25 protein-coding genes and 1 pseudogene are annotated in these 25,341 nt (G+C 73.3%); 8 read left to right on the top strand and 18 right to left on the bottom strand.

Annotated elements, in window-relative coordinates:
- The first annotated feature begins 28 nt into the window (after positions 1–28).
- Positions 29–1,663, top strand: a complete 1,635-nt coding sequence (locus tag LFA75_RS01835) for a serine/threonine-protein kinase (protein WP_225232066.1) — start codon at positions 29–31, stop codon at positions 1,661–1,663.
- Positions 1,664–1,667: 4 nt separating this feature from the next.
- Here the strand turns inward: LFA75_RS01835 and LFA75_RS01830 are convergent, their stop codons facing one another.
- From LFA75_RS01830 to lpdA, 3 genes are all read right to left on the bottom strand, one after another.
- Complete coding sequence (locus LFA75_RS01830) at positions 1,668–2,573, bottom strand: TIGR01777 family oxidoreductase (RefSeq protein WP_225232065.1); 906 nt, start codon at positions 2,571–2,573, stop codon at positions 1,668–1,670.
- A 110-nt stretch (positions 2,574–2,683) separates the two neighbouring features.
- A complete protein-coding gene (sucB, locus tag LFA75_RS01825; protein WP_225232064.1) occupies positions 2,684–4,135 on the bottom strand; it encodes a 2-oxoglutarate dehydrogenase, E2 component, dihydrolipoamide succinyltransferase in 1,452 nt (483 codons plus the stop codon).
- A 38-nt stretch (positions 4,136–4,173) separates the two neighbouring features.
- Entirely contained in the window at positions 4,174–5,553 is a 1,380-nt protein-coding gene (gene lpdA, locus LFA75_RS01820; RefSeq protein ID WP_225232063.1) for a dihydrolipoyl dehydrogenase, read from the bottom strand.
- Positions 5,554–5,749: 196 nt separating this feature from the next.
- Between lpdA and LFA75_RS01815 the strand changes: the two genes are divergently transcribed.
- Positions 5,750–6,094, top strand: coding sequence for an oxidoreductase (locus LFA75_RS01815; protein ID WP_225232062.1), 345 nt, complete (start codon positions 5,750–5,752; stop codon positions 6,092–6,094).
- A gap of 16 nt (positions 6,095–6,110) precedes the next feature.
- Here LFA75_RS01815 and LFA75_RS01810 read toward each other — a convergent pair whose 3' ends face one another.
- Positions 6,111–7,622, bottom strand: coding sequence for a leucyl aminopeptidase (locus tag LFA75_RS01810; protein ID WP_225232061.1), 1,512 nt, complete (start codon positions 7,620–7,622; stop codon positions 6,111–6,113).
- A gap of 36 nt (positions 7,623–7,658) precedes the next feature.
- On the opposite strand from LFA75_RS01810, the gene gcvT reads away from it, so the two are divergent.
- Positions 7,659–8,780, top strand: a complete 1,122-nt coding sequence (gcvT, locus tag LFA75_RS01805; protein ID WP_225232060.1) for a glycine cleavage system aminomethyltransferase GcvT — start codon at positions 7,659–7,661, stop codon at positions 8,778–8,780.
- Here gcvT and LFA75_RS01800 read toward each other — a convergent pair whose 3' ends face one another.
- From LFA75_RS01800 to LFA75_RS01785, 4 genes are all read right to left on the bottom strand, one after another.
- Entirely contained in the window at positions 8,781–9,917 is a 1,137-nt protein-coding gene (locus LFA75_RS01800; RefSeq protein WP_225232059.1) for a YihY/virulence factor BrkB family protein, read from the bottom strand.
- Between the two features lie 95 nt (positions 9,918–10,012).
- Positions 10,013–10,285 carry a DUF4235 domain-containing protein gene (locus LFA75_RS01795; RefSeq protein ID WP_225232058.1) on the bottom strand — a complete coding sequence of 91 codons (273 nt, stop codon included), beginning with the start codon at positions 10,283–10,285 and terminating at the stop codon, positions 10,013–10,015.
- Positions 10,282–10,581, bottom strand: a complete 300-nt coding sequence (locus tag LFA75_RS01790) for a DUF3618 domain-containing protein (RefSeq protein WP_225231746.1) — start codon at positions 10,579–10,581, stop codon at positions 10,282–10,284. The genes LFA75_RS01795 and LFA75_RS01790 overlap by 4 nt, the downstream gene beginning before the upstream one ends.
- Positions 10,578–10,811 (bottom strand): phage holin family protein, encoded by a 234-nt coding sequence (locus LFA75_RS01785; protein WP_225235990.1) that lies wholly within the window; start codon positions 10,809–10,811, stop codon positions 10,578–10,580. The genes LFA75_RS01790 and LFA75_RS01785 overlap by 4 nt, the downstream gene beginning before the upstream one ends.
- 301 nt (positions 10,812–11,112) lie before the next feature.
- Between LFA75_RS01785 and LFA75_RS01780 the strand changes: the two genes are divergently transcribed.
- Positions 11,113–11,475, top strand: a complete 363-nt coding sequence (locus tag LFA75_RS01780; RefSeq protein ID WP_091248670.1) for a HesB/IscA family protein — start codon at positions 11,113–11,115, stop codon at positions 11,473–11,475.
- A 69-nt stretch (positions 11,476–11,544) separates the two neighbouring features.
- On the opposite strand, the gene asnB is transcribed toward LFA75_RS01780, so the two are convergent.
- Genes asnB through LFA75_RS01765 form a run of 3 tightly spaced genes read right to left on the bottom strand, consistent with a single transcriptional unit; the run spans position 11,545 to position 14,202 of the window.
- Positions 11,545–13,479 (bottom strand): asparagine synthase (glutamine-hydrolyzing), encoded by a 1,935-nt coding sequence (asnB, locus tag LFA75_RS01775; RefSeq protein WP_225232057.1) that lies wholly within the window; start codon positions 13,477–13,479, stop codon positions 11,545–11,547.
- Positions 13,480–13,517: 38 nt separating this feature from the next.
- Positions 13,518–13,853, bottom strand: a complete 336-nt coding sequence (locus tag LFA75_RS01770) for a DUF3817 domain-containing protein (RefSeq protein ID WP_225232056.1) — start codon at positions 13,851–13,853, stop codon at positions 13,518–13,520.
- A complete protein-coding gene (locus LFA75_RS01765; RefSeq protein WP_225232055.1) occupies positions 13,843–14,202 on the bottom strand; it encodes a metalloprotease in 360 nt (119 codons plus the stop codon). Before LFA75_RS01765 ends, LFA75_RS01770 begins: the two co-directional genes overlap by 11 nt.
- A gap of 263 nt (positions 14,203–14,465) precedes the next feature.
- On the opposite strand from LFA75_RS01765, the gene ctaC reads away from it, so the two are divergent.
- Both ctaC and LFA75_RS01755 read left to right on the top strand, forming a co-directional pair.
- Entirely contained in the window at positions 14,466–15,344 is an 879-nt protein-coding gene (gene ctaC / locus LFA75_RS01760; RefSeq protein WP_225232054.1) for an aa3-type cytochrome oxidase subunit II, read from the top strand.
- 42 nt (positions 15,345–15,386) lie between these two features.
- On the top strand, positions 15,387–15,788 hold the full coding sequence (locus LFA75_RS01755; RefSeq protein WP_225232053.1) for a cytochrome c oxidase subunit 4: 402 nt from the start codon (positions 15,387–15,389) through the stop codon (positions 15,786–15,788).
- Between the two features lie 1,243 nt (positions 15,789–17,031).
- Here the strand turns inward: LFA75_RS01755 and qcrB are convergent.
- The 4 genes from qcrB to ctaE are packed head-to-tail and all read right to left on the bottom strand — an operon-like array spanning position 17,032 to position 21,249.
- Positions 17,032–18,708, bottom strand: a complete 1,677-nt coding sequence (gene qcrB / locus LFA75_RS01750) for a cytochrome bc1 complex cytochrome b subunit (RefSeq protein WP_225232052.1) — start codon at positions 18,706–18,708, stop codon at positions 17,032–17,034.
- Entirely contained in the window at positions 18,708–19,817 is a 1,110-nt protein-coding gene (gene qcrA, locus LFA75_RS01745) for a cytochrome bc1 complex Rieske iron-sulfur subunit (protein ID WP_225232051.1), read from the bottom strand. Before qcrA ends, qcrB begins: the two co-directional genes overlap by 1 nt.
- Positions 19,814–20,671 carry a cytochrome bc1 complex diheme cytochrome c subunit gene (gene qcrC / locus LFA75_RS23970; RefSeq protein ID WP_318249955.1) on the bottom strand — a complete coding sequence of 286 codons (858 nt, stop codon included), beginning with the start codon at positions 20,669–20,671 and terminating at the stop codon, positions 19,814–19,816. The genes qcrA and qcrC overlap by 4 nt, the downstream gene beginning before the upstream one ends.
- Positions 20,672–20,679: 8 nt before the next feature.
- Positions 20,680–21,249: an aa3-type cytochrome oxidase subunit III gene (gene ctaE, locus LFA75_RS01730; RefSeq protein ID WP_318249954.1), complete on the bottom strand. Its 570-nt coding sequence runs from the start codon at positions 21,247–21,249 to the stop codon at positions 20,680–20,682.
- Between the two features lie 300 nt (positions 21,250–21,549).
- Between ctaE and LFA75_RS01725 the strand changes: the two genes are divergently transcribed.
- Positions 21,550–21,960: a hypothetical protein gene (locus LFA75_RS01725; protein ID WP_225232049.1), complete on the top strand. Its 411-nt coding sequence runs from the start codon at positions 21,550–21,552 to the stop codon at positions 21,958–21,960.
- Positions 21,957–23,027, top strand: a complete 1,071-nt coding sequence (gene trpD, locus LFA75_RS01720) for an anthranilate phosphoribosyltransferase (protein ID WP_225232048.1) — start codon at positions 21,957–21,959, stop codon at positions 23,025–23,027. Before LFA75_RS01725 ends, trpD begins: the two co-directional genes overlap by 4 nt.
- Before the next feature lie 43 nt (positions 23,028–23,070).
- Here trpD and LFA75_RS01715 read toward each other — a convergent pair whose 3' ends face one another.
- The 3 genes and pseudogenes from LFA75_RS01715 to LFA75_RS01705 all read right to left on the bottom strand — a co-directional run.
- Positions 23,071–23,352 (bottom strand): Lrp/AsnC family transcriptional regulator, encoded by a 282-nt coding sequence (locus tag LFA75_RS01715; protein WP_225232047.1) that lies wholly within the window; start codon positions 23,350–23,352, stop codon positions 23,071–23,073.
- Positions 23,349–24,620 (bottom strand): DEDD exonuclease domain-containing protein, encoded by a 1,272-nt coding sequence (locus LFA75_RS01710; RefSeq protein ID WP_263639342.1) that lies wholly within the window; start codon positions 24,618–24,620, stop codon positions 23,349–23,351. Before LFA75_RS01710 ends, LFA75_RS01715 begins: the two co-directional genes overlap by 4 nt.
- Positions 24,621–24,778: 158 nt before the next feature.
- Positions 24,779–25,282: pseudogene (locus LFA75_RS01705) on the bottom strand (exonuclease domain-containing protein); the annotation flags it as partial.
- Positions 25,283–25,341: the final 59 nt, after the last annotated feature.

The raw sequence follows: 25,341 nt of genomic DNA, 5'->3' as shown, positions 1-25,341 counted from the left end.
GTCGCCGCGGTGTCCTAGCGTCCGGCCCATGCCGCTCGTCGACCCCGCACCCGGCCCCTGCCCGGTCGTCCCGGGCTACGTGCTGGAGGAGCTCCTGGGCCGCGGCGGCACCGGGGAGGTCTGGCGCGCCCGGCCCCGCGGCAGCGGGCCGCCGGTCGCGGTCAAGGTGCTCCGGCAGGGCGACCCGGAGCGGCAGGTCCGCGAGGCCGGCCTGCTGGCCGAGCTCGACCACCCGCACCTGGTCCGGCTGCACCAGGTGGTCCGGCGACGGACCCCGGCCGGTGAGCAGGTCGCCCTGGTCCTCGACCTGCTGGCCGGTGGCAGCCTCGCTGCGCTGCTCGCCGCCCGGGGTCGACTGCGGCCCGGCGAGGTGGTCACCGCAGTCGCCCCGGTGGCGGCGGCCCTGGCCCACCTGCACGACCGGGGCGTGGTGCACGGCGACCTGTCCCCGGGCAACGTGGTGTTCACCGCCGAGGGCCGTCCGGTGCTCACCGACCTCGGCGTGGCCCGGGTGCTCGGCGAGCCGGGGAGCGGCGAGGTCACCCCGCCCTACGTCGACCCGGTGGTGGCCCGTGGTGGCGCGGCCGGACCGGCCTCCGACGTCTTCGGTGTGGCCGCGGCCGCCTTCCACGCCCTGACCGGCATCCCGCCCTGGAACGCCGCGGGGGCGGGGGACACCCTCAGGGTCGCCGCCTCCGGCCAGGTGCCCGACCTGCGGTTGCTGGCCCCGGGTGCCCCGGCGGAGCTGGTGGAGGTCGTGGAGCGCGGGTTGTCCCCGTACCCGCACCTGCGGGGATCGGCTGCGGCGTTCGCGCTGGACCTGCGGCACTCCTGCCGGCCCGAGCGGGTCGTGCTGGCCGCCCCCGGGGTCGACCCCGCGGCGCTGGGCCGCACGGGCGGGATCTCGCGGACCGAGCTGACCCACCAGGTCCGGCGGCCACCCCGTGCGCACGCGGCGCCGGGGTCGGCGAGCCGGTGGGCCCGGGCCCGGGCGCGCCTGCCGATCGGGGACCGCGTGCGCACCAGGGGATCCGGTGCCCGCGGGGGTGTCGCGCGCCGGGGAGCTGCGGTCCTCGCGGTGGTCGCCGTGCTGCTGGGCGCGGTGTGGCTGGGGGCCCGGTGGGGGAGCACCGACGCCCCGGTCCCGGCAGCCAGCACCGCCGCGGCGCTCGGGACCACCGCCGGCGCGACCACCACGGCGCCGCCGACGGCCCCACCACCCGCGCCCGCCGTCCCGCCGGGCCAGGAGGTGTCCGCGGACTCGACGGCGGTCCCGGCTGACACCGGTGCCTGGGCGGTGCTGCTGGGCGAGCTGTACGCCCGCCGGGCCGCGGCGTTCACCGAGGGCCGGGCCGACGGGTTGGACGGCGTCTTCGCCCCCGGCAGCGCGCTGGCCGCCACCGACCGGACCCGGCTGACCGAGCTGCAGGTCGCCGGTGAGCAGCTGCAGGGCTTCGCGCCCCAGGTGGTCGCCGTGACCGCGGCGACCCCCGACGACGCCGGCGTGCGCCTGGAGCTGTCCGAGGAGATCCCCGCCTACGCGGTGGTGGCCGGCACCGGCGAGCGGACCGAGGTGCCCGGGCAACCGGGCCGACCGGTGGCCATGACGCTGCTCCGCACGCCGCAGGGGTGGCGGATCGACACCGCGCAGCTGTCCCCGTGAGGGGTCAGCGGGCGCCGACCGCCCACCGCAGCGCGGACTCCACGTCGCCGTGGGTGAAGGTGAACCCGGCATCCATCAGCACCCGCGGCAGCGCCCGCTGCCCGGCCAGGACGCCGAGCTGGGCGAACTCGCCGAGGACGAGCGAGAGCGCGAAACCGGGCACCGGCAGCAGGGCCGGCCGGTGCAGCACGCGCCCCAGGGCCTTGGCGAACGCCGCGTTGGTCACCGGCTCCGGGCCGGTGAGGTCCACCGGACCGGCGACGTCGGCGGTGAGCAGGAAGCGGATGGCGTCCACCTCGTCGCGCAGGCTGATCCAGGGCCAGTACTGCTTGCCCGAGCCCATCGGGCCGCCGACGCCGAGGGAGAACAGCGGCTTGAGCTTGGCCATCAGACCGCCCTCGCCCAGCACCAGCCCAGTGCGCAGGTGCGCCACCCGCACCCCGGCGGCCTCGGCGGGGGCGGTGGCGGCCTCCCACTGCACGCACACGTCGGCCAGGAAGTCCGTCCCGGCCGGGCTGGTCTCGTCCAGCATGCGGTCGCCGCCGTCGCCGTAGAAGCCGACCGCGGACGCCGACAGCAGCACCCGGGGGCGGTCGGGGTCGGCGGCGGCGGCCTGGGCCAGCGCCGAGCTGATCGTGGTGGTGCTGTCGACCCGGCTGGCCACCACCTCCTGCTTGTACCGGTCGGTCCACCGCTTGTCGCCGATGCCGACGCCGGCCAGGTTGACCACCGCGTCCACGTCGGCCAGCAGGCCGGCGTCGACCTGGTGGTGCTCGGGGTCCCAGCGGTGCTCGTCGGCGGTGCGCGGGGTCCGGCGGACCAGGCGGATGACGTCGTGCCCGTCGGCGCGCAGAGCCGGGACGAGCTCGGTCCCCACCAGGCCGGACGAGCCGGTCACGGCGATCTTCATGGTCGGTCGACCTCCGGGTCGGGGGCGTGCGGGGTGGGGGGGAGCAGGGGGTGGTGACACCTCGGGCCCCGGCGGAGCACCGCCGGGGCCCGAGGGAGGGTGCCTACGGGTCAGCTGAGCCCGAGCTCACCGTGGAACTGACCGGCCTCCAGCCGCTCCTTCACCGTGGTGAGGAAGCGGGCGGCGTCGGCGCCGTCGACGATGCGGTGGTCGTAGGACAGCGCCAGGTAGACCATCGAGCGCACGGCGACGACCTCGCCGAGCTCCTCGTCCTGGACCACGACGGCCCGCTTGACCACCGAACCGGTGCCCAGGATCGCGACCTGGGGCTGGTTGATGATCGGGGTGTCGAACAGCGCCCCGCGGCTGCCGGTGTTGGTCAGGGTGAAGGTGCCCCCGCCCAGCTCGTCAGGCGTCACCTTGTTGGTGCGGGTGCGCTCGGCGAGGTCGGCGATCTTGCGGGCGATGCCGGCGATGCTGAGGTCTCCGGCGCCCTGGATGACCGGGACGAGCAGCCCGCGCTCGGTGTCCACCGCGATGCCGAGGTTCTCGGAGTCGTGGTAGGTGACGGTGCCCGCCTCCATGTCCAGCGAGGAGTTCACCGTCGGGTGCGCCTTGAGCGCCTCGACGGCGGCCTTGGCGAAGAACGGCAGGAACGAGAGCTTGACGCCCTCGCGGGCCGCGAAGTCGTTCTTCACCTGGTTGCGCAGGGTGGCGATCCGGGTGACGTCGACCTCGACCACCGTGGTCAGCTGGGCGCTGACCTGCAGCGACTCGACCATCCGCTTGGCGATGACCGACCGCAGCCGGGACATCTTCTCGGTGCGGCCGCGCAGCTTGGTGTCCGGTGCGGGCACCGCGGGGGCGGAGCGGGGAGCGCCGCCCTGGGGAGCCGGTGCCGAGGCGGTCGGGGCCGGGGCGGCCGCAGGGGTCTCCGCCGGCTTCTCGGCGGCGGCCAGCACGTCCTGCTTGCGGATCCGGCCACCGACACCGGTGCCCGACAGCGAGGACAGGTCGACGCCGTGCTCGGCGGCCAGCCGGCGGACCAGCGGCGTCACGTAGGCGCCACCGCCGTCACCGGTCGGGGCCGAGCCCGAGGGCTTGGGTGCCGGCGCCTGCGGTGCGACCTGCGGGGCCGGCTGCGAGGTCGGAGACCCGGCGGGCAGTGCGCCGCTGGAGCCGTAGTCGCCGCCGGGGGTCGAGTTGTCCGTCTGCGCCTCGACCGGGGTGGGCTGCGCCTGCGCGGGGGCGGGCTCCTCGGCCGGTGCCTGCTGCGCCGGTGCCTGCTGCGCCGGAGCCTGCTGCGCCGGGGCCGAGCCGCCGGAGCCGCCGCCGATGATCGCCAGCTGGGCGCCGACGTCGACGGTTTCGTCCTCGGCGACGACGATCTTGGTCAGCACGCCGGCGGCGGGCGAGGGGATCTCCGTGTCGACCTTGTCGGTGGAGACCTCGAGGAGGGGCTCGTCGACCTCGACGGTGTCGCCCTCCTGCTTCAGCCAGCGGGTGACGGTGCCCTCGGTGACGCTCTCGCCCAGGGCGGGCATGGTGACGGACGTCGGCATCGAGTGCAGTTCTCCTCAGATCAGGGGGTGGGTGGAGGTCAGCTGTGGGAGTGCAGCGGCTTGCCGGCCAGGGCCATGTGGGCCTCGCCCATGGCCTCGCTCTGCGTGGGGTGCGGGTGGATCAGGGAGGCCACCTCGTCAGGCAGCGCCTCCCAGTTGTAGATGAGCTGGGCCTCGGCGACGAGCTCGCCGACCCGGCTGCCGACCATGTGCACGCCGACCACGGGGCCGTCCTTCGCGCGGACCAGCTTGACCGCGCCCTGGGTCTTGAGGATCTGGCTCTTGCCGTTGCCGCCCAGGTCGTAGGTGACGACCTCGACCTCGCCGAAGCGCTCCTTGGCCTGCGCCTCGGTGAGGCCGACGGAGGCGACCTCGGGCTCGGAGTAGGTGACCCGGGGGACACCGGCGTAGTCGATCGGCACGACCGGCAGGCCGGCCAGGCGCTCGGCGACGAGGATGCCCTCGCCGAAGCCGACGTGGGCCAGCTGCAGGGTGGGCACCAGGTCGCCGACGGCGGAGATGGTGGGCACGTTGGTCTGCATGTACTCGTCGACCAGGACGAAGCCGCGCTCCATGGCGACGCCGGCCTCCTCGTAGCCCAGGCCCTGGCTGACCGGGCCGCGGCCGACAGCCACCAGCACGATCTCGGCCTCATAGGACTTGCCGTTCTCCAGCTCGACGGAGACGCCGTTCTCGCCCGGGGTGACCTTGGCGACCCGGCTGCCCAGCGAGAAGTCGATCTTGCGGCGGCGGTAGGCGCGCTCGAGCAGCTTGGACGACGACTCGTCCTCCAGCGGCACCAGGTGCGGCAGGCCCTCGATGATGGTGACGTCGGCGCCGAAGGACTTCCAGACGCTGGCGAACTCGCAGCCGATGACGCCGCCGCCCAGGATGATCACCGAGCTCGGGACGTGCTCGAGCTGGAGCGCCTCGTCGCTGGTGATGACGGTCGAGCCGTTCAGCTCGATGCCGGGCAGGCTGCGGGCGTAGGAGCCGGTGGCGAGCAGCACGTGCTTGCCCTCGTAGGTGGTGTCGCCGACGGCCACGGCGGTGGGGGAGACGAGCTTCCCCTCGCCCTCGACGTAGGTGATCTTGCGGCTCTTGATCAGGCCCTGCAGGCCCTTGTACAGCTTGGCGGTGACGCCGCCCTTGTAGTCGTTGACCCCGGCCATGTCGATGCCGGCCAGCGAGGTCTTCACGCCGAACTGCTCGCCCTCGCGGGCGGAGTCGGCCACCTCGGCGGCGTGCAGCAGCGCCTTGGTGGGGATGCAGCCGCGGTGCAGGCAGGTGCCGCCGACCTTGTCCTTCTCGATCAGCACGACCGACAGCCCGAGCTCGGCGCCGCGGAGGGCGGCGGCGTACCCGCCGGATCCACCACCCAGGATGACGAGGTCGGCGGTCTGGGCGGGTGCGCTCACGGGTTCTCCTCGGTGCGGGACGGCGCGGTCGGCGGGAGCAGGGCGTGCTCACCGCGACCAGGTGCGGGGGAGTGCACCACCCATCCTGCCACCTGTCGGGAACGCGCACCCGACCTGCTCCGTTGGCCCGCTGGGCGCCGTCGTCGGCGCCTCCGCGCGGCTGCCCGGGCTGCGCGGCGGAGGAGAGGAGCGCGTCGTGGGTCTCATCGACAGGCTGCGGGGACGTGCGCCGCGCAGCGGCCAGGGCGCCCGGGGCGACCGGCGCGGCACGCTGGACCGGCCCTCCGCCCGTGCCGACCTGGGTCACCTCGAGCAGTTCGTGGCCACCCGCCGCGGCGTCGAGGGCTACGTCGAGCCGCGGACGGCGATGACCGAGTCCACCATCGTGCTGGTCGCCGCCGACGGCGAGTGGACCCGCCGACGGATCGACGGGCCCGACACCGCCCGCAAGCTGTCCCGCGAGCTGGCCATCCCGGTCTACGACGCGCAGGTGACCGGCTACCCGCAGCGGATGCGCGACTGGACGCACCGCAACCGGTGACCGGCCCCGCCGCGGGTCAGCGCTCGATCAGCGCCTCGATGGTGGCCAGCAGGGTGCGCACCGGCACCCCGGTGCCGCCCTTGGTCGTGTAGCCCCACGCCCCACCGGTGTTGTAGGCCGGCCCGGCGACGTCGATGTGCGCCCAGGGCAGGCCCTCGGGCACGAACTCGGCCAGGAAGTGACCGGCGACGAGCATGCCGCCCAGCCGGTCGGCGTTGGCGTTGACGAAGTCAGCGGTGGCCGAGTCCAGGCCCCGGCGCAGCTCGGGGGGCAGCGGCATCGCCCACATCGGCTCGCCGGACCGCTCGCTCGCCGCGACCACGGCGTCGCGCAGGTCGTCGCTGCCCATGACGCCGGCGGTGCGCCCGCCCAGCGCCACCGTCTGGGCGCCGGTCAGGGTCGAGGTCTCGAGCAGGAAGTCCGGCGAGTCCTCGGCGGCCCGGGCGATGGCGTCGGCCAGCACCACCCGGCCCTCGGCGTCGGTGTTGGTGATCTCGGCGGTCTTGCCGTTGCGGAAGGTCACGACGTCGGCTGGCCGGTACGCCGTCCCCGACGGCAGGTTCTCCGCGATCGGGACGGTCGCGGTGACGTCGACGGGAAGGCCGAGCTCGGCGACCAGGCACACGGTGGCGATCACGGCGGCGGCGCCGGCCATGTCGCTCTTCATGTCCTCCATCTTCAGCGCGGGCTTGATCGAGAGCCCGCCGCTGTCGAAGGTGATGCCCTTGCCGACCAGCGCCACCGACCGGCGGGCCCGGCGCCCGCGGTAGGACAGCCGCAGCAGGCGCGGGCCGCGGGCCGAACCGGCACCGACGGCGAGGATGCCGCCGTAGCCGCCGGCGGCCAGCTGCTCCTCGTCCAGGATCTCCACCGACAGCCCGGCCTTCTTGCCCGCCGCCGCGCCACGCGCGGCCAGCTCGGCCGGGAAGAGGTCGTTGGGCGGGGTGTTGACCAGGTCGCGGGTGAGCGCGACGGCGTCGGCCACCGCCCGGACCCTCGCCAGTGCCGCCTTCGCCGCACCGGCGTCGGGCACGACCAGCTCGACGCTGCGCGGCGGGGTGGGCCGGTCGGCCGGCAGGGCGGACTTGTAGGCGGTGAACTCGTAGGCGCCCAGCAGGGAGCCTTCCCCGACGGCGTGCAGGCGCTCGTCGTCCGGGGCGCCGCCGACCGCGGCCAGCAGGGAGACGACCGACGCCCGGCCGACCAGTGCGCGGCTGGCTGCCCCAGCCGCCCGGCGGACGGCCTCGCCGGCGTAGGTGCCGTCGGCGAGCGGGGCACCGAGCCCGGCCACCGCGACGACGGGGAACGGCCCCTGGCCGAACGTCGCCAGCCGGGTCACCTCGTCCTCGGCGCCCCGGGCGCCCAGGTCGGCCAGCGCCGCCATCAGCCGACCGCCGAGCAGTCGGTCGACCGCCTCGGCCCCCGGCGTGGCGAGGGGCCCGTCCGGACCCTTCCCCACCCCGACGACGACGGCGTCGGCGGTGAGCTTCTCGAGCGGGCGGTCGGTGGCGGAGATCGTCGGCGGCACCCGCCCACCCTATGAGGGGGCCGCTACGGTCGCCGGGTGACCGAGCAGACCCCGCAGCTCTCGCCCCTGCACGAGCGCCACCTCGCGGCCGGCGCCAAGCTCGCGGACTTCGGCGGCTGGTCGATGCCGCTGGAGTACGCCGGGGGCGGCGTCATCGCCGAGCACACCGCCGTCCGTCAGGGGGTCGGGCTCTTCGACGTGTCCCACCTGGGCACCGGCACCGTCCGCGGGCCGGGCGCCGCGGACCTGGTGAACCGGTGCCTGACCAACGACCTCGGGCGCATCGGGCCCGGCCAGGCGCAGTACACGCTGTGCTGCCGCCCGGACGGCGAGGAGCACGCCGGCGGCGTCGTGGACGACCTGATCGCCTACCTGCACGCCGAGGACGACGTCCTGCTGGTGCCCAACGCCGCGAACTCGGCCGAGGTGCTGGCCCGGCTCGCCGCGGCCGCACCGGCGGGCGTGACCGTCACCGACCGGCACACCGAGGTCGCCGTCCTGGCGCTGCAGGGTCCCCGATCGGCGGAGGTGCTGGCTGCGGTCGGGCTGCCCGGTGCGCTGGACTACATGGCCTTCGCCGGCACCCAGGGCGGCGGCGACGTCACCGTCTGCCGGACCGGCTACACCGGCGAGCACGGCTACGAGCTGCTCGTCGCGGCCGACCGCGCGGGCGAGCTGTGGGACGCGCTGCTGGCCGCGGGCGAGCTCGAGCAGATCCGGCCGTGCGGTCTCGGTGCCCGGGACACGCTGCGCACCGAGATGGGCTACCCGCTGCACGGCCACGAGCTGTCGGTGGAGATCACCCCGGTCCAGGCCCGGTCGGGCTGGGCCGTGGGCTGGGGCAAGGAGCAGTTCTGGGGCCGCGACGCGCTGCTGGCCGAGCGCGCCGCGGGCCCGGCCCGCCAGCTGTGGGGCCTGCGGGCGCCGGGGCGGGGCATCCCGCGGCCGGGCATGGCGGTGCTGGATGCGGCGGGCGAGCGGGTCGGTGTGGTCACCAGCGGCACGTTCTCCCCGACCCTGCGGGCGGGCATCGCCCTGGCACTGCTGGACACCGCGGCCGACCCGGCCCCCGGACGTGAACTCGCCGTCGACGTCCGGGGCCGGACCTCACCGGTCGAGGTGGTCAAGCCGCCGTTCGTGCCCTCGCACGTGCGCTGATCAGGCGCTCTTCGCCGACTCCTTGGTCGGGGTGGGCGGCTCGGGCAGCTCGTCGGCGACGGTGGCGCGGCGGTCCCCCATGGGCAGTTCCTCGCCCTCGGTGGTGTCGTGGGCGGTCTGGTGCTCGGCCTCGGCGTTGATCTCCGCGCCCAGCAGGACCAGGAAGCAGGTCAGCTGCAGCCACAGCATGAGGACGACGACGCCGGCGATCGCGCCGTAGGTGGCCGAGTAGGACCCGAAGTTGCTCACGTAGAAGCTGAACGCGATCGACACGATGACCCAGGCGACGGTCACCACCACCGAGCCCAGGGTGACCCAGCGGAACTTCGGGGCGTCCCGGTCGGGGGCGACGCGGTAGAGCACCGACAGCGCGACGGCCATCAGCCCGAGCAGCAGCACCCACCGCACCACCTGGGCCAGGATCGTGCCCACGATGCCCAGCGGCAGCGCGTCCAGCACGATCGGGGTGACGGCCACCAGGGTCAGCGTCAGCAGCACGAACACGATGGCGCCGAAGGTCAGCAGCAGGGCCAGCGCGCGCACCTTGATCGCGTTGCGGGTCTCGACCTCGTCGTAGGCCAGGTTCACCGCGGTGATCAGGTTGTTGACACCCCCTGAGGCCGAGAACAGCGCCGCCGCGATGGAGATCACCAGGCTGATCGACAGTGCCCCGCTGCCGGCGTCGGCGACCGACGTCAGCTGGGTCTGGATGATCGAGAGCACCTCGCGGGGCACCGTGCCCCGCAGGCCGTCCACCTGCTCCTGCACCGTGGCGGGGGAGGCCACCAGGCCGTAGAGCGAGATGGCCGCGATCAGCGTCGGGAAGATCGCCAGGAAGCCGAAGAAGGCCACGCCGCCGCCGATGATCGGCATGTTGTCGGCCTTGTTCTCGGCCCACGCCCGCTTGAGGATCTGCACCCAGCCGCGGGCCGGGATCTCCGTCGGCTTCTCCGCGTCCACGCCGGGGAGCTCCGCGCTCTTCCCTTTCGCCTGGGGCGGTGACGTGGCGCTCCGCGCGGGCCCGTGCTCGGCGGCCCGGTCCTCCGCCTCGCGGGCAGCGGCCCGACGGGCCGCTTTCTCCTGCACCCGCTCGCGGATGCGGTCCACGGCGCTGTCGGGCCGCTTGATGTCGGCCATCGGTGTGTCTCCTCGGTGGTGACGAACGGGAGCGGCCCCCCTCGCAGGGGCCCGCCCTGAGCCTGCGAAGGGTGGGGGGCGAGGGGGTCCTTCGTTCAGTCGCCGGGCCAGGACCCGGTCAGCTTGGTGAACCCGCGGGCGCCGGCCCGGTTGATGGCGGCCTTGGTCACCGCGAAGATCGCGCCCTGGACGGCCGCGGCCACCAGCACCTCGCGCATCCGGTACTCGCTCTGCATGGCGCTGGGGGCGTCGCCCTCGCCGGCGACCCGCTTCCAGACCTGGCCGAAGACGGCGCTGGAGACCGCACCGGCCACGAGGCTGCCGACCAGGCCGATCGGCCGGTAGACCGCCTTGGCACCGGCGCTCACCGGCGGGACCGCCAGACGACCAGGGCGACGACGGCGGCGACCAGGGCCACCCCGGCCGCGATGACCACCGGCGGGTTCTCCCGGTAGGTCTCCACCGCGGTGTCCTTGGCCTGGGCCGCGGACTCCTTGGCGCGGGAGCCGACGTCCAGGCGGTGGCTGAGCTCGTCGACCGTGGCGGCCAGCTGCTCGCGGGTGGCCTCGATGTCGGCCTTGATCTCGTCGGGCTCGGTGGGGCCGGACACGTCGGGCGCGCCCGGACCGTGTGCGCCCTCCGGGCGCGTCGCGGGATGGCTCATCGCCCGGCACTCTCCTTCACGGTCGCGACGTCGGTCTTGATGCTCTCGAGGGTCTCGGTGGGCAGCGGTGGCTTGGCGTCCTGCACGTCCTTCTTGCCCAGCAGGGCCAGCACGCCGGCGATGAGGAAGAGGACGACGGCGATGATGATCGCGGCGAGGTAGCCGGGCAGCACGTTGGCCAGCCCGAGGATGCCGGCGGTGATCAGGGCGTTGAGGNCAGCGAGGCCCAGGGCCGCCGTCCCGGGCCTCGCTGCGCTTGGGGGTGGGCCGGCCCTTGCCGGCCGCGGTCAGCTGGGCCGTGAGGTCGGCGGCCGGGTCCGGGGCGGTCTCGGCGGGGCGGCGGCCGGGCAGGCGGAGCTTCACGGGGTGCAGTCTACGTGCCCGCGGGGGGCCGGTCGGGCCCGCACCGAGACGTGCGCACCGCCGGACGGGCGGGTCCGCGCCGTACAGTGGGAAGCAGCCCCGCCACGGCGGTGTTGGTCGGGACGGCGAGACGATGCAACCCCGACCCTCGATGTGGGAGGACAGAACATGACCGTGCAGGACACTGCGACCACCCCCGACGCCGCCACCGGCGTCCTCCTGAGCGACCCGGCTGCGGCCAAGGTCAAGGCCCTGCTGGACCAGGAGGGCCGTGACGACCTGCGTCTGCGCATCGCCGTCCAGCCCGGCGGCTGCTCGGGCCTGCGCTACCAGCTCTTCTTCGACGAGCGCTTCCTCGACGGCGACCAGACCCACGAGTTCGGTGGGGTCGAGGTCATCGTCGACCGGATGAGCTCGCCGTACCTGGGTGGGGCGACGATCGACTTCGTCGACACCATCGAGAAGCAGGGCTTCACGATCGACAACCCCAACGCCGGCAGCTCATGCGCCTGCGGGGACTCGTTCTCCTGATCCGACGCACACCCGACGAGGCCCGGTTCCCCCAGGGGAGCCGGGCCTCGTCGTGTCTGGCGGTCGCTCCTAGAGCTTGACCGGGTAGACCGTCTCGGGGACGTCGACGACGATCCGCTCCTCGACGAAGATGCCGTGCCAGATCATGAACACCAGCACCTCCCACAGCTGCCTGGCCACCCGCTTGCTCGGCACCTCGGCGGTGCGCAGCGAGGTCAGCATCGCCGCGACCCGACCGCGGTCCAGCCACTCGTCGGTGCCGCTGTCGGCGATGACCTGGTGGGCCCACTCGTGCAGCGGGCCGGCCAGGAACTCCGCGGTGGGCACCGGGAAGCCCAGCTTGCGGCGGTGCAGGATCGCCGGCGGCACGATCTGCTCCATGGCCCGGCGCAGGGCGTACTTGGTCGCGTCGGAGCCGCGGGGGACCCGCTGGTCCAGCGGGAGGGTGCGCGCGAGGTCGAAGACCTCGGTGTCCAGGAAGGGCACGCGCAGCTCGAGGGAGTTGGCCATGGTCATCTTGTCCGCCTTGACCAGGATGTCCCCGCGCAGCCAGGTGAACAGGTCGACGTACTGCATCGCGGTGACGTCGTCGTACCCCGCGGCGCGGGTCTGCCGGTACAGGTGCTCGGTGACCTGGACGTGGGAGACCGCGGCGTCGTGCCCCCGGAGCACCGCGGCGAGCTCGGCCCCGGAGAAGTTGCGCGCGTTGCCGTAGTACCGCTCCTCCAGCGGGATCGACGCCCGGCGGAGGAGGTCCTTGCCGCGCATGCCCTCGGGCAGCCGGCCGGACAGGGCGGCCATGACCTTCTTGCCGACGCCGGGCACGCGCTGCGCCCACGCCAGGCTGATCGGCTCGCGGTAGATCGTGTAGCCGCCGAAGAGCTCATCGGCGCCCTCCCCGGACAGCACGACCTTGACGTGCTTGCGGGCCTCGCGGGCGACGAAGTACAGCGGCACGAGCGCGGGGTCGGCGACCGGGTCGTCGAGGTACCAGACCACCTCGGGGATCGCGGCGGCGAACTGCTCCGCGGTGATGACCACCGGCACGTGGGCGACGCCGAGCTCGGCGGCGGACTGGGCGGCGATGTCGACCTCGGAGGTGGACTCGCGCTCGAACCCGACGGTGAACGTCATCAGGTCCGGGTTGTAGCGGTGGGCCAGCGCCGCGATCGCGGTGGAGTCGATGCCGCTGGACAGGAACGACCCGACGGTGACGTCGGCCCGCATGTGCTTGGCCACCGACTCGTCGAGGGCCGCGGCGATCCGGTCGTAGAGCTCCTGCTCACCGCCCGCGGGGACCGGGCGGGGGGCGAACACCGGGTGGAAGTACCGCTCGGTGGTCAGCTCGCCGCCGACGACGGTGAACCGGGTGCCGCTCTCGATCCGCCGGATGCCGCGGTGCATCGTGGCGGGCTCGGGCACGTACTGCAGCGTCAGGTACTGCTGCAGGGACGCCGGGTCGACGCCGCCCGCGCCGGCCGAGCCGCCGAGCAGCTCGAGGAGGGCCTTCTTCTCGCTGCTGAGGACGACGCCGCCGTCGGCCAGCCGGGCGGTGAACAGCGGCTTGATGCCGAACGGGTCACGGGCGCCGAACGCCGTCCCGGTGGCGGTGTCCCAGATGACGAAGGCGAACATGCCGCGCAGCCGGGTGACCACGTCGGGGCCCCAGTGGTGGAAGCCGGCGACGATGGCCTCGGTGTCGCCCTCGGTGGCGAACTCGGCGCCCAGGGCGCGCAGCTCCTCGCGCAGCTCGAGGTAGTTGTAGATCTCGCCGTTGAACAGGATCCGGTAGCGGTCGGCCGCGTAGGGCAGCGGCTGCGGGCTCCCGTCGACGTCGATGATCGACAGCCGGTTGAACCCGAGCACGGTGTGCCCGTCGGACCACACCGCGGTGTCGTCGGGCCCGCGGTGGTGCAGGCAATGCAGGGCGTGGCGGACGCCGTCGACCCGGGTCTCGTCGACCCGCTCGGCATCGGTGGACAGGTAGGCGAGCAGGCCGCACATCGGCTGGTAGGTCTCCGGGGTCTCGGGGGAGGGCGGGGTCAGAGCGGCTGGCCGGCCAGGACCCGGCGGCTGACCCGCCGCTCGGCCCAGAACGACACGAAGGGCACGACGCCCGCGAGCAGCACCAGCAGCGTGCCCTTGGCGGTGAACTTGGCCTTCAGGGCCAGGTCGAAGGCTGTGACGAGGTACACGATGTAGAGGAACCCGTGGACCGGGGACACGATCCTGGACACCTCGGGGACGTCGAAGCCGTACCGCAGGGGGATGGCCACGAAGACCAGCACCAGCAGCATCACCCCGACCACGTAGGCCATCACCTGGTACCGCTTGAGCGCCGTGGCGGTGCGCGGGGGCACCACGGTGTCAGCCGACATCTCGTCCTCGCAGCGCCTTCTCGTTGAGCTCGGCCAGGTACCGGTTGTAGGCGGCCAGCTCGGGGTCGCCGGTCGTGTCGATGCGCGGCCGCTGGTAGAGCACGACGTCCTGGCCGGGCTCGTCCTCGTCGGGGTCGCGGTTGAGCTCGACCTTGACCATCTTCCCGTAGAAGAACAGGCCCATGAAGCCGTACAGCGGCCACTGCAGCGCATAGCTCCAGTTGACCGCGCCGCCGCCGTTCTCGGCCTTGGTCAGCTGCCAGTAGCCCAGGAAGAACGTGGCCACGAACAACGCGGTGATGAGCAGGTGCAGCAGCACCCAGCGCGGGGTCAACAACCGGGGGAGCACGCCTGCGACTGTAGACGGCGGACCTGGGACGGCCTGCTCCGCGGAGCATCCCCGCACCCCCGACGGCATTGCCCCCGGGTGCCGTCGGCAGCCGCCCGCGCGCCCCCCGACCAGGGGGCGGCGTCCCGTGACGGTCGGCTACGCTCGCCGTGACTGCGGTCGTGGTGGCCGGGACGTCTCGGGAGACCGTGAAGGCCGCGTCGCCACACATGAGCCGTACCGCGCAGCACCGGCCGCGCGGAGGATGAAGGAGGCAGCGGGCAGTGGCTCGACGGAGCAAGCTCGCGCGGGTCGCCGCGCTCGGCGTCCTGGCCGTTCTCACCCTGGCCGGGTGCGACCTGAACAACGAGTTCTGGCGCTTCGGCTGGCCCGAGGGCATCACCGACCAGGCCGAGCAGATGCGCCAGCTGTGGACCGGTTCGGTCATCGCGGCCCTGGTCGTGGGCTTCGCGGTGTGGGGGCTGATCTTCTGGTCGATGATCCGGCACCGCAAGCGCGGCGACGAACTGCCCAAGCAGACCGCCTACAACCTGCCCCTGGAGATCGTCTACACGATCGTCCCGTTCGTCATGATCGCGGTGCTGTTCTTCTACACCGTCGTCGTGCAGAACCGCGTGCAGGAGCGCAGCGACAACCCGGACGTGACGATCGCGGTCAACGCCTTCAAGTGGAACTGGCAGTTCGTCTACCCGCAGACCACCGAGTCCAACGGCGGGACGCCGGTCAGCACCACCGGGTCGAGCACCGAGATCCCGATCCTGGTCGTGCCGGTGGACCAGACGATCCGGTTCGAGGTGGCCTCGGCCGACGTCATCCACTCGTTCTGGGTTCCCGAGTTCCTCTTCAAGCTCGACGTGATCCCGGGCAACGAGAACGGCCGCGACAACGTCTTCGAGGTGACCGTCCGCGAGCAGGGCGCCTTCGTGGGCCGGTGCGCCGAGCTCTGCGGGACGTACCACGCGAACATGAACTTCGAGGTCCGCGCGGTGTCCGGCGAGGACTACGACGCCTACCTCGCCGCCCGCGAGGACGGCCTGTCGACCTACGACGCGCTCGAGAGCATCGGCCAGGACGGCAGCGCATCTACGACCGTGCCCTTCGACACCCTGACCGAGCAACAGCTCGACGGGGCCAGCAACTGACGTGTCCCACTCCACGACCCAGCAGCAGCGGGAGGACCGACCGTGAAGGTCGAAGCGCTCATCTTCAACCTGATCGCGTTGTTCGCGATCGTGGCAGCGGTCGTCTACGGCCTGTGGTCGCGCGAGCCGATCGGCACGACGGCGCTGGCGTTGTCGGCCGGCCTGCTCGGTCTGATCGGTGGCTTCTTCTGGTTCGTCGCCCGCCGCATCGACTCCCGGCCCGAGGACCTCAAGGACGCCGAGATCGCCGACGGTGCGGGCGAGCTGGGCTTCTTCTCGCCGGGCAGCTACTGGCCCTTCGGCCTGGCCGTGTCCGCCGCCATGATGGGCCTCGCGCTGGCGTTCTTCCACGTCTGGCTGATCCTGATGGCCGGAGCTGCGCTGCTCATCACCATCGGTGGCCTGCTCTTCGAGTACTACAGCGGGCAGAACGCGCACAGCTGACCCGCCGCACCTCCGCAGAAGGCCCCCACGCACCGCGTGGGGGCCTTCAGCGTCTCCAGGACGACTGTGCAGGCACGCCGGGCCCTTCGACCGGCTGAGCCGCGCTGCGGTGGGGTGAGCCGGGGTGGACGGCGGCTCACCCCACCGCGGCGCGGCTCATCCCCGACACGAGGCGTGGGTCGGCCTCGATGACCGCGGAGCGCGGGCTCCGATGCGGCGCACGTCGAGACCCAGACCATGGTGTCAGGTGACCTCACGTCGACGCTGAGGCCCTCGAGCGGGTCGCAGGCGCCGTCGGTCAGCGCTCGACGGCGGGACCACCGCGTGAGACCGGCGACTCGTCGCTCAGGGCTTGAGTGACCGGTTGGCTGTCGGCCTGTCGAAGGTGAGGCGCTCGCCGCCGCGACAGCGCCGCACGGCCTGGAAAAGCCCGTGGCGGGCAGATCGGGCAGGCCACGACGACGGTGGTCGCCAGCGCTGGCTCAGCCCGGGTGTCTTCGAGGCTGCCGCGCCGGCCCGTCGCAGGGTGTCCAGTGCCCAGAGCTCGGTCTGCACCGGCTGGAGTCCTGGCGCAGCTCGGACGGTTTCCGGAGGGTCTGCGGTGCGACACCGGCGGCGTACCCGGGCCGTCTGGCATGCGGCGTGGACGGCGTACCCGGATCGTTCCGGATGCGCATCACCGTTCGGGATGCACCGACGGCACATCCGCACCGTGGGGATGCAGCATCGACGGCGCGTCCGCACCTTCGCGATGCGGCATCGACGGCGCATCCGGACCTTCGGCGTTCGGCCTCGACGGCGGCCTGACGCTCAGAGGCGCGTCGGCTGAGTGGGCGCTGAAGCCCCAGGGCGCGAACGGGGCCCGTCCACGGCCGGTCAGCCGGCGCGCTGTCGGCGCTGCCCGGCGTGGACGACGTGGACGGCGTGGACTACGTGGACGGCGTGGACGGCGTGGGCCGAGCGTCGTACGCCGGCGGCCCGGAACCGAGTCGGGTGTGGGCCGCTGGCGTACGAAGGCAGGGCGGCCCGATGCCTTGGTGGTCGCGGCTCAGACCGCCCGCACGGCGACGCAGCCAACACCAGCCGCTGAGCTGCCGGGCCGACCGTCGACGCTCCCGGTCGACGTCCCACCGTTGCTGGCGACGAACCAGGCACGGCCTCCTGACGAGGCGACATACCGCGGGCGCAACGACAGCGGGCCCCCTCCCGGTGGGGAGGGGGCCCGCTGTGGCGGAGCGGCGGATCAGTCGCGCGGGTCCTGCGGGCGGCCACCCTCGGAGGGGCGACCCCCCTCGGATGGCCGACCGGAACCGACGGGCTCGTCGGCCTCGGCCGCAGCCAGGCCGCGTCGCTCCTGCTGCGAGGCGAGCTCGACCTGAGAGGGCTGCTCGATGGGGGAGAAGAAGCCCTTCACCGCCCGACGGGCACCGCCGACCTGGTTCATCTTCTTCGGCACCGGGGCGCCGGCGTAGGTGAGCTGGCCGTGGCCGTGCTCGTCCACCGGGCCGAGGGGCTGGTGGACCTCGATGAACTCACCGCTCGGGAGTCGGCGGATGACACCGGTCTCGATGCCGTGCTCGAGGACCTCGCGGTCGTGGCGCTGCAGCCCCAAGCAGATCCGGTAGCTGATCATGTAGGCAACCGGCGGCAGGACGACCATCCCGATGCGCCCGACCCAGGTCATGGCGTTGAGGCTGATGTCGAACTTGTCGGCGATCACGTCGTTGCCACCGGACATCCACAGCACGCCGTAGAACGTCAGCGCCATGACGCCGACCGAGGTGCGCACCGGCACGTCGCGGGGACGCTGGAGCAGGTGGTGGCTGGCCGTGTCGCCGGTGAGCTTGCGCTCCAGCTGCGGGTAGAGCGCCAGCACGGTGAACATCGCGCCGGCCACGACGACCGTCGGCCAGAACAGGGCCGGGATCGTGTAGTTGCCGGGGAGGTTGATGTCCCACGCGGGCATCAGGCGGGTGGAGCCGTCCAGGAAGCCGATGTACCAGTCGGGCTGGGAGCCCGCAGACACCTGAGCCGGGTTGTACGGCCCCCACAGCCAGATCGGGTTGATCTGCACCAGGCCACCGAGCGCGGCGCACAGACCGAACACGATGAAGAACAGCGCAGTCGCCTTGCCGGCGAAGGCCGGGAAGAGCCGGTTGCCGACCACGTTGTGCTCGGTGCGCCCCGGCCCCGGGAACTGGGTGTGCTTCTGCTTGATCAGCAGGAGCAGGTGCACTGCGATCAGCGCCAGGATGATCGCCGGGATGATCAGCACGTGGACGATGTAGAACCGTCCGATGATCGCGTCCCCGACGTAGTCACCGTCGAAGACCGCCCAGTGCGCCCAGGTCCCGATGACCGGGATGGACAGCAGGATCGCCGAGATGATCCGGAGGCCGGTGCCCGAGAGCAGGTCGTCGGGCATGGAGTAGCCGGTGACGCCCATGAGCAGCGCCAGCACCAGCAGCACGACGCCGATGCCCCAGTTGGTCTCACGGGGCTTGCGGAACGCGCCGGTGAAGAAGATGCGGAGCAGGTGCACCACGATCGAGGCGACGAACAGCAGGGCCGCCCAGTGGTGGATCTGCCGGATGAACAGACCGCCGCGGACGTCGAAGCTGAGCGCGAGGGTGGATTCGTAGGCCTGCGACATCTCCACGCCGCGCAGCGGGGCGTAGGAACCCTGGTAGGGGACCTCGGCCATCGACGCGTCGAAGAAGAAGGTCAGGTAGGTGCCCGACAGCAGCAGGATGACGAACGAGTAGAGCGCGATCTCCCCGAGCAGGAACGACCAGTGGTCGGGGAAGACCTTGTTGAGGGTGCGGCGCAGGGGCCCGGCGACGATGAGGCGCTCGTCGATCTCGGTTGCTGCCTTGCCGATCTTCGTCGCCGGCTGTCCCGGCGCGACCGCTGTAGCCATCAGATCCGCTCTCGGTTCCAGTAGGTGGGTCCCACAGCCTCAATGTAGTCGCTGCGCGCGACGAAGTACCCCTCGTCATCCAGCGTAATCGGCAGTTCCGGTAGGGAGCGGGACGCCGGGCCGAAGACCGGCTTGGCCCCCTGCAGCACGTCGAACTGCGACTGGTGGCAGGGGCACAGGATGCGGCTGGTCTCCTGCTCGTACAGCGAGACGGGGCACCCGGCGTGCGTGCAGATCTTGGAGTAGGCCACGTAGTCGCCGTAGCCGAAGTCCGACTGGCCATCGCGCGGCCGCAGGTTGGCCATCTGCTCGGGACGGAGCCGGATGAGCATGGTGGCCGCGTCGGCCGCTCTGTTGCCGCCCTCGACGGCGGGGAACACGGTCTCGAGCGAGCCGGGCTCCTGGTCCCCGGGTCGGATCGGCGAGCCGTCGTCGCGGACCAGCCGGACGCCGTCGGCCCACTCGGTGGTGCCCAGCGGGTTACCCTTGTTCGGGTTCTTGATGAGGCCACCGAGCGGGGCGATCAGCATGAGACCCATCGCGCCACCGGCGAAGCCGAGGCTGCGGCCGATCATCTTCCGGCGGGGGAAGCCTGTCTTGTCCAGTCCACCCATCAGGGTCGCGGCCGTCGTGGCGCGGTCGAAGTTGGAACCGTCGTGCTTGTCCTGGACGGCGGTCTCGTGCGGCAGCAGCTTCTTGACGAACAGCACCAGACCCACGCCGATGAAGACCAGCGCACCGCCCATGGTGAGGCCGAGCATCGGGGTGTAGAGGGCGCTCCAGCCGTTGTCCTCGGAGTCCCACTGCCAGTCCGGCAGGAACCAGTCGGAGCCGAAGTACACGACCGCGAACGCGAGGGCGAACAGCCCGGCCAGCCCGAAGGCGATGGCCACCTGGCGCTCGGCCTGCTTCTCCAGGCCCGAGCCCGGTGCCGGGGGCGGGTCCACGTGCAGGACCTCGACGCCGTCGTAGCGGGCGCCGAGGCGGTTGAGGTCCTCGCGCTGCATCCCGGCCAGACGCTCGGGGGAGTAGTCGTCGTCCGGGCCGCCGTGCGTCGGGCCTGCCTCGTCGGTGGCCGGGTCCGAACCGGCTCGGTCCTGCGTGCTCACGCCTTCGTCCCCATCCAGAAGATCCCGAACAGCAGGGCGCCGATGCCGACGACCCACATCACCAGGCCCTCGGAGACCGGGCCGGTGCGGCCGATGCCGGCACCGCCGGGGTCGGCCTGTTCCTTGAGGGTCTGCACGTAGTCGATGATGGATCGCTTCTGCTCCGGTGTGAGCTGGTTGTCACCGAAGACCGGCATGTTCTCGGGTCCGCTCAGCATCGCGGCGTAGATCTCGAGGTCGTTGGCGTCACCGAGGCTGGGTGCGGCCTTGCCCGAGGAGAGGGCTCCGCCGGCGCCGACGAAGTTGTGGCAGCTCGCGCAGTTGAGGCGGAACAATTCCCCGCCCTCGGCCAGGTCGCCCTCGCGGAGGTCGCCCGAGGGCAGCGTCGGACCGCCGCCGTTGGCCTGGATGTAGGCCATCAGCTGCTCGATCTCGGCGTTGTCGAAGACCGCCGGCTTCCGGGCCGCGTCGGCCTCCTGGCGGACCAGCGGCATGCGGCCGGTGTGCACCTGGAAGTAGACCGATGCCTCCCCCACGCCGATCAGCGAGGGACCGCGGTCGGACACCCCTTGCAGGTTCGAGCCGTGGCAGCTGATGCAGCTGCGGGTGTAGAGCTCCTCGCCGGCCTGCTCTGCCGACGACTGGGTGCTGATCGCGTCGTCGGCCGCATTGGCCGGGGCCAGGGCAGAGTAGCCCACGCCGGTCAGGACCAGCGCGGCCAACAGGCCGGCGATGTTGGCCAGGCGGCGTCGCTGCTTGGACCGCCGACGGATCCTCGCCGCACTGCTCGGAGTGCCGTCTGCACGACGACGGAGGCGGGCGCGCAGACCGGCCACGGAGTGGGAGAAGGGCACCGGTTCCCCTAGCGGATGAGGTAGATCGTGGCGAAGAGCCCGACCCACACGACGTCGACGAAGTGCCAGTAGTAGGAGACCACGATCGCCGAGGTCGCCTGCGCAGGCGTGAACCGGCCCATGGTGGACCGGATGAGGACGAACACGAAGGCCACGAGGCCGCCGATGACGTGCAGCGCGTGGAAGCCGGTGGTCAGGAAGAACACCGAGCCGAACGTCGACGACGAGATCGTGGTCTCGTGCTCGGTGACGAGGACGCGGTACTCGTTCGCCTGACCCAGGACGAAGACCAGCCCCATCACGAAGGTGATGGTGAACCACCGCCGGAGCCCGTAGACGTTGCCCTGCTCGGCGGCGAAGACGCCGAGCTGGCAGGTGACCGACGAGGCCACCAGGATCAAGGTGAAGACCAGCGCGTAGGGCACGTCCAGCTCGGTGGGCGGCGGGGGCCACGGGTCGCCCGCTCGAGCACGCGCGGTGAAGTACATGGCGAACAGTCCGGCGAAGAACATCAGCTCACTGGCGAGCCAGATGATCGTGCCGACGCTGACCATGTTCGGTCGGGTCAGGGAGTGCACCCGCGAAGTGTCGAAGGTGCTGCTCGCCACGGGGGCCGTTGTCACAGGCCCATCATGGCATCGGTGCAGCCGGGGTACGAGTGCGGGTGCGACGGCGTGGCGGAGCCGGGAGCCAGCTGTGGACCCGGTCGGGTCCAGACCCCCGCAGCGACGCGGGAGTGGCCGTCCGCAGCCGTCCCCGGGCCGCCCCGGCCCCCGGCCCGGCCGGTGTCCGCCGGCGCCCGGCGTGACCTGGTCGTGACCTGCCGGCCGCACCGAGCGGACCACCGCCCGGGCGGTCGGGGCACTAGGGTCGGCCCGGTGAGCAGCGCTGCCACCGTGGTGGTCTTCAGCCACCGGGCCGAGGTCCGGGATGCCGTCCGCACCGCCGTGGGTACCCACCCGGCGTCCGACGTGGGCCCGGTCCGCTACCTGGAGTGCGCCACCGGCGCCGAGGTGGTGGCCGCGGTCGACCGCGGCGGGGTGGACCTCTGCATCCTGGACGGCGAGGCGCAGCCGACCGGCGGCATGGGCATCGGCCGCCAGCTCAAGCACGAGATCACCGACTGCCCGCCCGTCCTGGTCCTGATCGCGCGGCAGGCCGACCGCTGGCTGGCCCACTGGTCGATGGCCGAGGCCACCCTGGCGCACCCGGTGGACCCGCTGGTGGCGCCCGAGGCGGTCGCCGACCTGCTGCGCGCCCGCGCCGGCCGGCCGGCCGTGCACGGATGACGGAGCCCACCTCCACGGCGCCCCCCACGGAGCCGACCCCCACCTGGCCAGGGCTGCTCCGCCGCCTCATCGCCCGGCAGGACCTCGCTGCTGCCGAGACCGCCTGGGCGATGCGCGAGATCATGGCCGGCGCCGCGTCGCCCGCCCAGGTCGCCGGGTTCGCGGTGGCGCTGCGGGCCAAGGGCGAAGCGCCCTCCGAGGTGGCCGGCATGGCGTCCACCATGGTGGAGAAGGCGACCCCCGTGTCCCTGCCGATGGACTGCGTGGACATCGTCGGGACCGGCAGCGACGGCGCCGACACCGTCAACATCTCCACGATGGCGGCGATCGTCACCGCCGCGGCCGGGGTGCCGGTGGCCAAGCACGGCAGCCGGGCCGCGTCGTCGTCCTCGGGGTCGGCCGACGTCCTCGAGGCGCTGGGCGTGGTCATCGACCTGCCGGCGGCCGGTGTCGCCCGCTGCGTGGCCGAGGCCGGGATCGGGTTCTTCTTCGCGCCGGTGTTCCACCCCGGCATGCGGCACGTCGCCGGCCCCCGCCGCGAGATGGGCATCGGGACGGTCTTCAACTTCCTGGGCCCGCTGAGCAACCCGGCGCGGCCGGCGGCCTCGGCGATCGGCTGCGCGGATGCCCGGATGGCCCCGGTGCTCGCCGAGGTCCTGGCCGGCCGCGGCTCCCGGGCGCTGGTGTTCCGCGGCGACGACGGGCTCGACGAGCTCACCACGTCGACGACCTCGGCGGTCTGGGTGGTCCGCGACGGGACGGTGGTGGCCGACCGGGTGGACCCGACGGCGCTGGGCCTGGCCACGTCGGCACCGGGCGCGCTGCGCGGTGGGGACGCCGCGGTCAACGCCGACGTCGTCCGGCGGCTGGTGGCCGGCGAGACCGGGCCGGTGCGCGACGCGGTGCTGCTCAACGCCGCCGCGGCCCTGGTGGCCTTCGACGAGCACGGGGGTCGCCTGCACGACCAGCTGGCGGCCGGGCTGGTGCGGGCCGCGGCGGCCGTGGACGACGGCCGGGCGGAGGCCCTGCTCGCCCGCTGGGCAGAGGTCAGCCAGGCCGCGAGGTAGGCGGAAGGAACGGGCCCCTCGCGGGGAGCGAGGGGGTCCTGCCCTAGTCGAGGCCGATGGAGAAGGCCGACTCCAGGTCGTGCTGGGAGTAGGCGCGGAACGCGATGTGGGTCTTGGTGTCGACCACGCCGGGGACCTTGTTGATCCGCCCGGCGATGACCTCGGCGACGTCCTCGAACTCGCGGACCCGGACGAGGGCGATGAGGTCGGTGCCCCCGCCGGCCACGGAGTAGACCTCGCTGACCCCGTCGAGGTCGGCCAGGGTGGTCGCGACCTCGCCGATCGAGTCGGTCGAGGCGTCGATGAGGACGATGGCGGTGATCACACCCGCGAGGCTAGCGCCGCGGGGCCGCCGTGACCGGTCCGCCCGCCGGTGACCCGGTCCGGCCGGGCGCGGGTGCCCAGGGAGCGTCCGTCGGCGAAGGGGTCGCGGGCGGCGCGGCCGGCGTCGACGAGGGCGAGGAAGCCGCGCAGCGGACCGGTGCCGGGCGTGCGGCAGGCCAGCGTGCCGGTGACCTCGACGAGGCGGGTGCCGGGCTTCTCCATCCAGCGGAGCACGAGCTCGGTCTCCTCGACCGAGGCGGCGAGCTCGCCCTCGGGCCCGGCGACGGTCTCGGCGGTGGTCTTCAGCTGCTGCAGGTAGGCCCGCACCGGGGCGCCGCGCACCGCCACCCCCGCGGCCACCAGCCGGCCGCGGCGGACCACCGCGAGGGCCCAGCCACCGGCGCCGTCCGGGCGGGCGAGGGTGAGCTCGGGGACCTCGGCGAGCTGGGCCAGCCGCTGGCGGCGGCGCAGGGCGCGCACCAGGACGGCGATCCGGTCGCGCAGCACCGCGGCGTCCTCGAACCGGCCGTCGGCGGCCAGCCGGTCGACCCGACCCAGCAGCGGCGCGCAGAGTCGGCCAGGGTCGGCGTGCACCGCGGCGGTGAGCACCGCGGCGGTGGCGGCGTACTCGTCGGCGCTCTGCGCGCCGGTGCACGGGGCGCCGCAGCGGCCCATCCCGGCCAGCGCACACGCCGGGTGGGACGCCGACGGGACCAGCCGTCCGCTGCACTGGCGCAGCGCCAGCGCCTCGTGCACGGCGGCCACCGCGGCGTCGGCGGCCCGCCGGTCGGCGAAGGGGCCCAGCACCGTGCCCGGCCCGGGGACCACGCGGCGCACCACGGACAGTCGGGGGAAGGCCTCGTCGGTGAGCCGGACCCACAGCAGGCGCTCGGGGAACCGGGACCGCTTGTTGTAGCGCGGCTTGTGCTGGGCGATCAGCCGCAGCTCGCGCACCGAGGCCTCCAGGTCGTGCGCGCAGGGGAGCGCCTCGACCCGTTGGGCCAGCCCGACCATCTCGGTCATCCGGCTGCGCTGCTCACCGGCGGTGAAGTAGCTGCGCACCCGGGCGCGCAGGTCGGTGGAGGTGCCCACGTACAGCGCCTCGTCGCCGGGGCCGCGGAAGACGTAGACGCCGGGGCCGTGCGGCACGTGCGCGGCGAGGTGGCGCTTGCGCCGGCGCTGCGGGTCGACCTGGCGGGTGAGCCCGACCAGCTCCTCCAGCGAGGTGACGCCCAGCGGGCCCAGCCGCTCGAAGAGCCCGTGCAGCACGTCGACGGTGGCCCGGGCGTCGTCCAGGGCGCGGNGCGCGCATCGTGGCACGGGAGAGCGCCGCTGTTAGGGGTCACAGACCCGCCGCCGACCTCGGGGGCCACCGCGCGGGCGTCGTCCAGGGCGCGGTGGGTGGGCGTGGTGGACGAGGAGAAGAACGGGGCCAGGGTGCCCAGCTTGCAGTTGGGCACCTCGTCGCGGGTGAGCAGCCGCCGGGCCAGCACCGCGGTGTCGACCGACGCGGCCGGCGGCCACGCGAGCCCGGTGGCGGCGCAGGCCGCCTTGAGGAACCCGAGGTCGAAGGGGGCGTTGTGCGCGACCAGGACCGCCCCCCGGGCGAACTCCAGGAAGTGCGGCAGCACCGACTCGATGCGGGGGGCGGTGGCCACCATCGTGGAGGTGATGCCGGTGAGCACGCTGACGTAGGGCGGGATGTCGCGGCCGGGGTCGACCAGCGTGCCGAACTCGCCGAGCCCCACCCCGCCGCGCACCCGCACCGCCCCGATCTCGGTGATCGCGTCGGTGTGCGCCGAGCCGCCGGTGGTCTCCAGGTCGACGACCACGAACGTCACGTCGGTCAGCGGGGTGCCCAGGTCGTCGATGGTCACCTGGTGGGCGGGGGTACCGGTCACGGCGCGGACGCTAGGGCGGGGGTCCGACATTCCCCGGCGGGCCCCCGGGACCCGCTCGGGTGCCCCCGCGCCCGCCGAGGTGCAGCGGC

It is taken from the genome of Klenkia terrae (assembly GCF_900491935.1).
Taxonomy (GTDB): domain Bacteria; phylum Actinomycetota; class Actinomycetes; order Mycobacteriales; family Geodermatophilaceae; genus Klenkia; species Klenkia terrae.
This window is presented reverse-complemented; position numbering and strand designations above follow the sequence as displayed.

Bases quoted from the DNA above. Each gene is read 5' to 3' on its own strand.
- LFA75_RS01835 (WP_225232066.1), top strand. From the start codon at position 29: ATGCCGCTCGTCGACCCCGCACCCGGCCCCTGCCCGGTCGTCCCGGGC.
- LFA75_RS01830 (WP_225232065.1), bottom strand. From the start codon at position 2,573: ATGAAGATCGCCGTGACCGGCTCGTCCGGCCTGGTGGGGACCGAGCTC.
- sucB (WP_225232064.1), bottom strand. From the start codon at position 4,135: ATGCCGACGTCCGTCACCATGCCCGCCCTGGGCGAGAGCGTCACCGAG.
- LFA75_RS01800 (WP_225232059.1), bottom strand. From the start codon at position 9,917: ATGGCCGACATCAAGCGGCCCGACAGCGCCGTGGACCGCATCCGCGAG.
- LFA75_RS01790 (WP_225231746.1), bottom strand. From the start codon at position 10,581: ATGAGCCATCCCGCGACGCGCCCGGAGGGCGCACACGGTCCGGGCGCG.
- LFA75_RS01780 (WP_091248670.1), top strand. From the start codon at position 11,113: ATGACCGTGCAGGACACTGCGACCACCCCCGACGCCGCCACCGGCGTC.
- asnB (WP_225232057.1), bottom strand. From the start codon at position 13,479: ATGTGCGGCCTGCTCGCCTACCTGTCCACCGATGCCGAGCGGGTCGAC.
- LFA75_RS01770 (WP_225232056.1), bottom strand. From the start codon at position 13,853: ATGTCGGCTGACACCGTGGTGCCCCCGCGCACCGCCACGGCGCTCAAG.
- qcrB (WP_225232052.1), bottom strand. From the start codon at position 18,708: ATGGCTACAGCGGTCGCGCCGGGACAGCCGGCGACGAAGATCGGCAAG.
- trpD (WP_225232048.1), top strand. From the start codon at position 21,957: ATGACGGAGCCCACCTCCACGGCGCCCCCCACGGAGCCGACCCCCACC.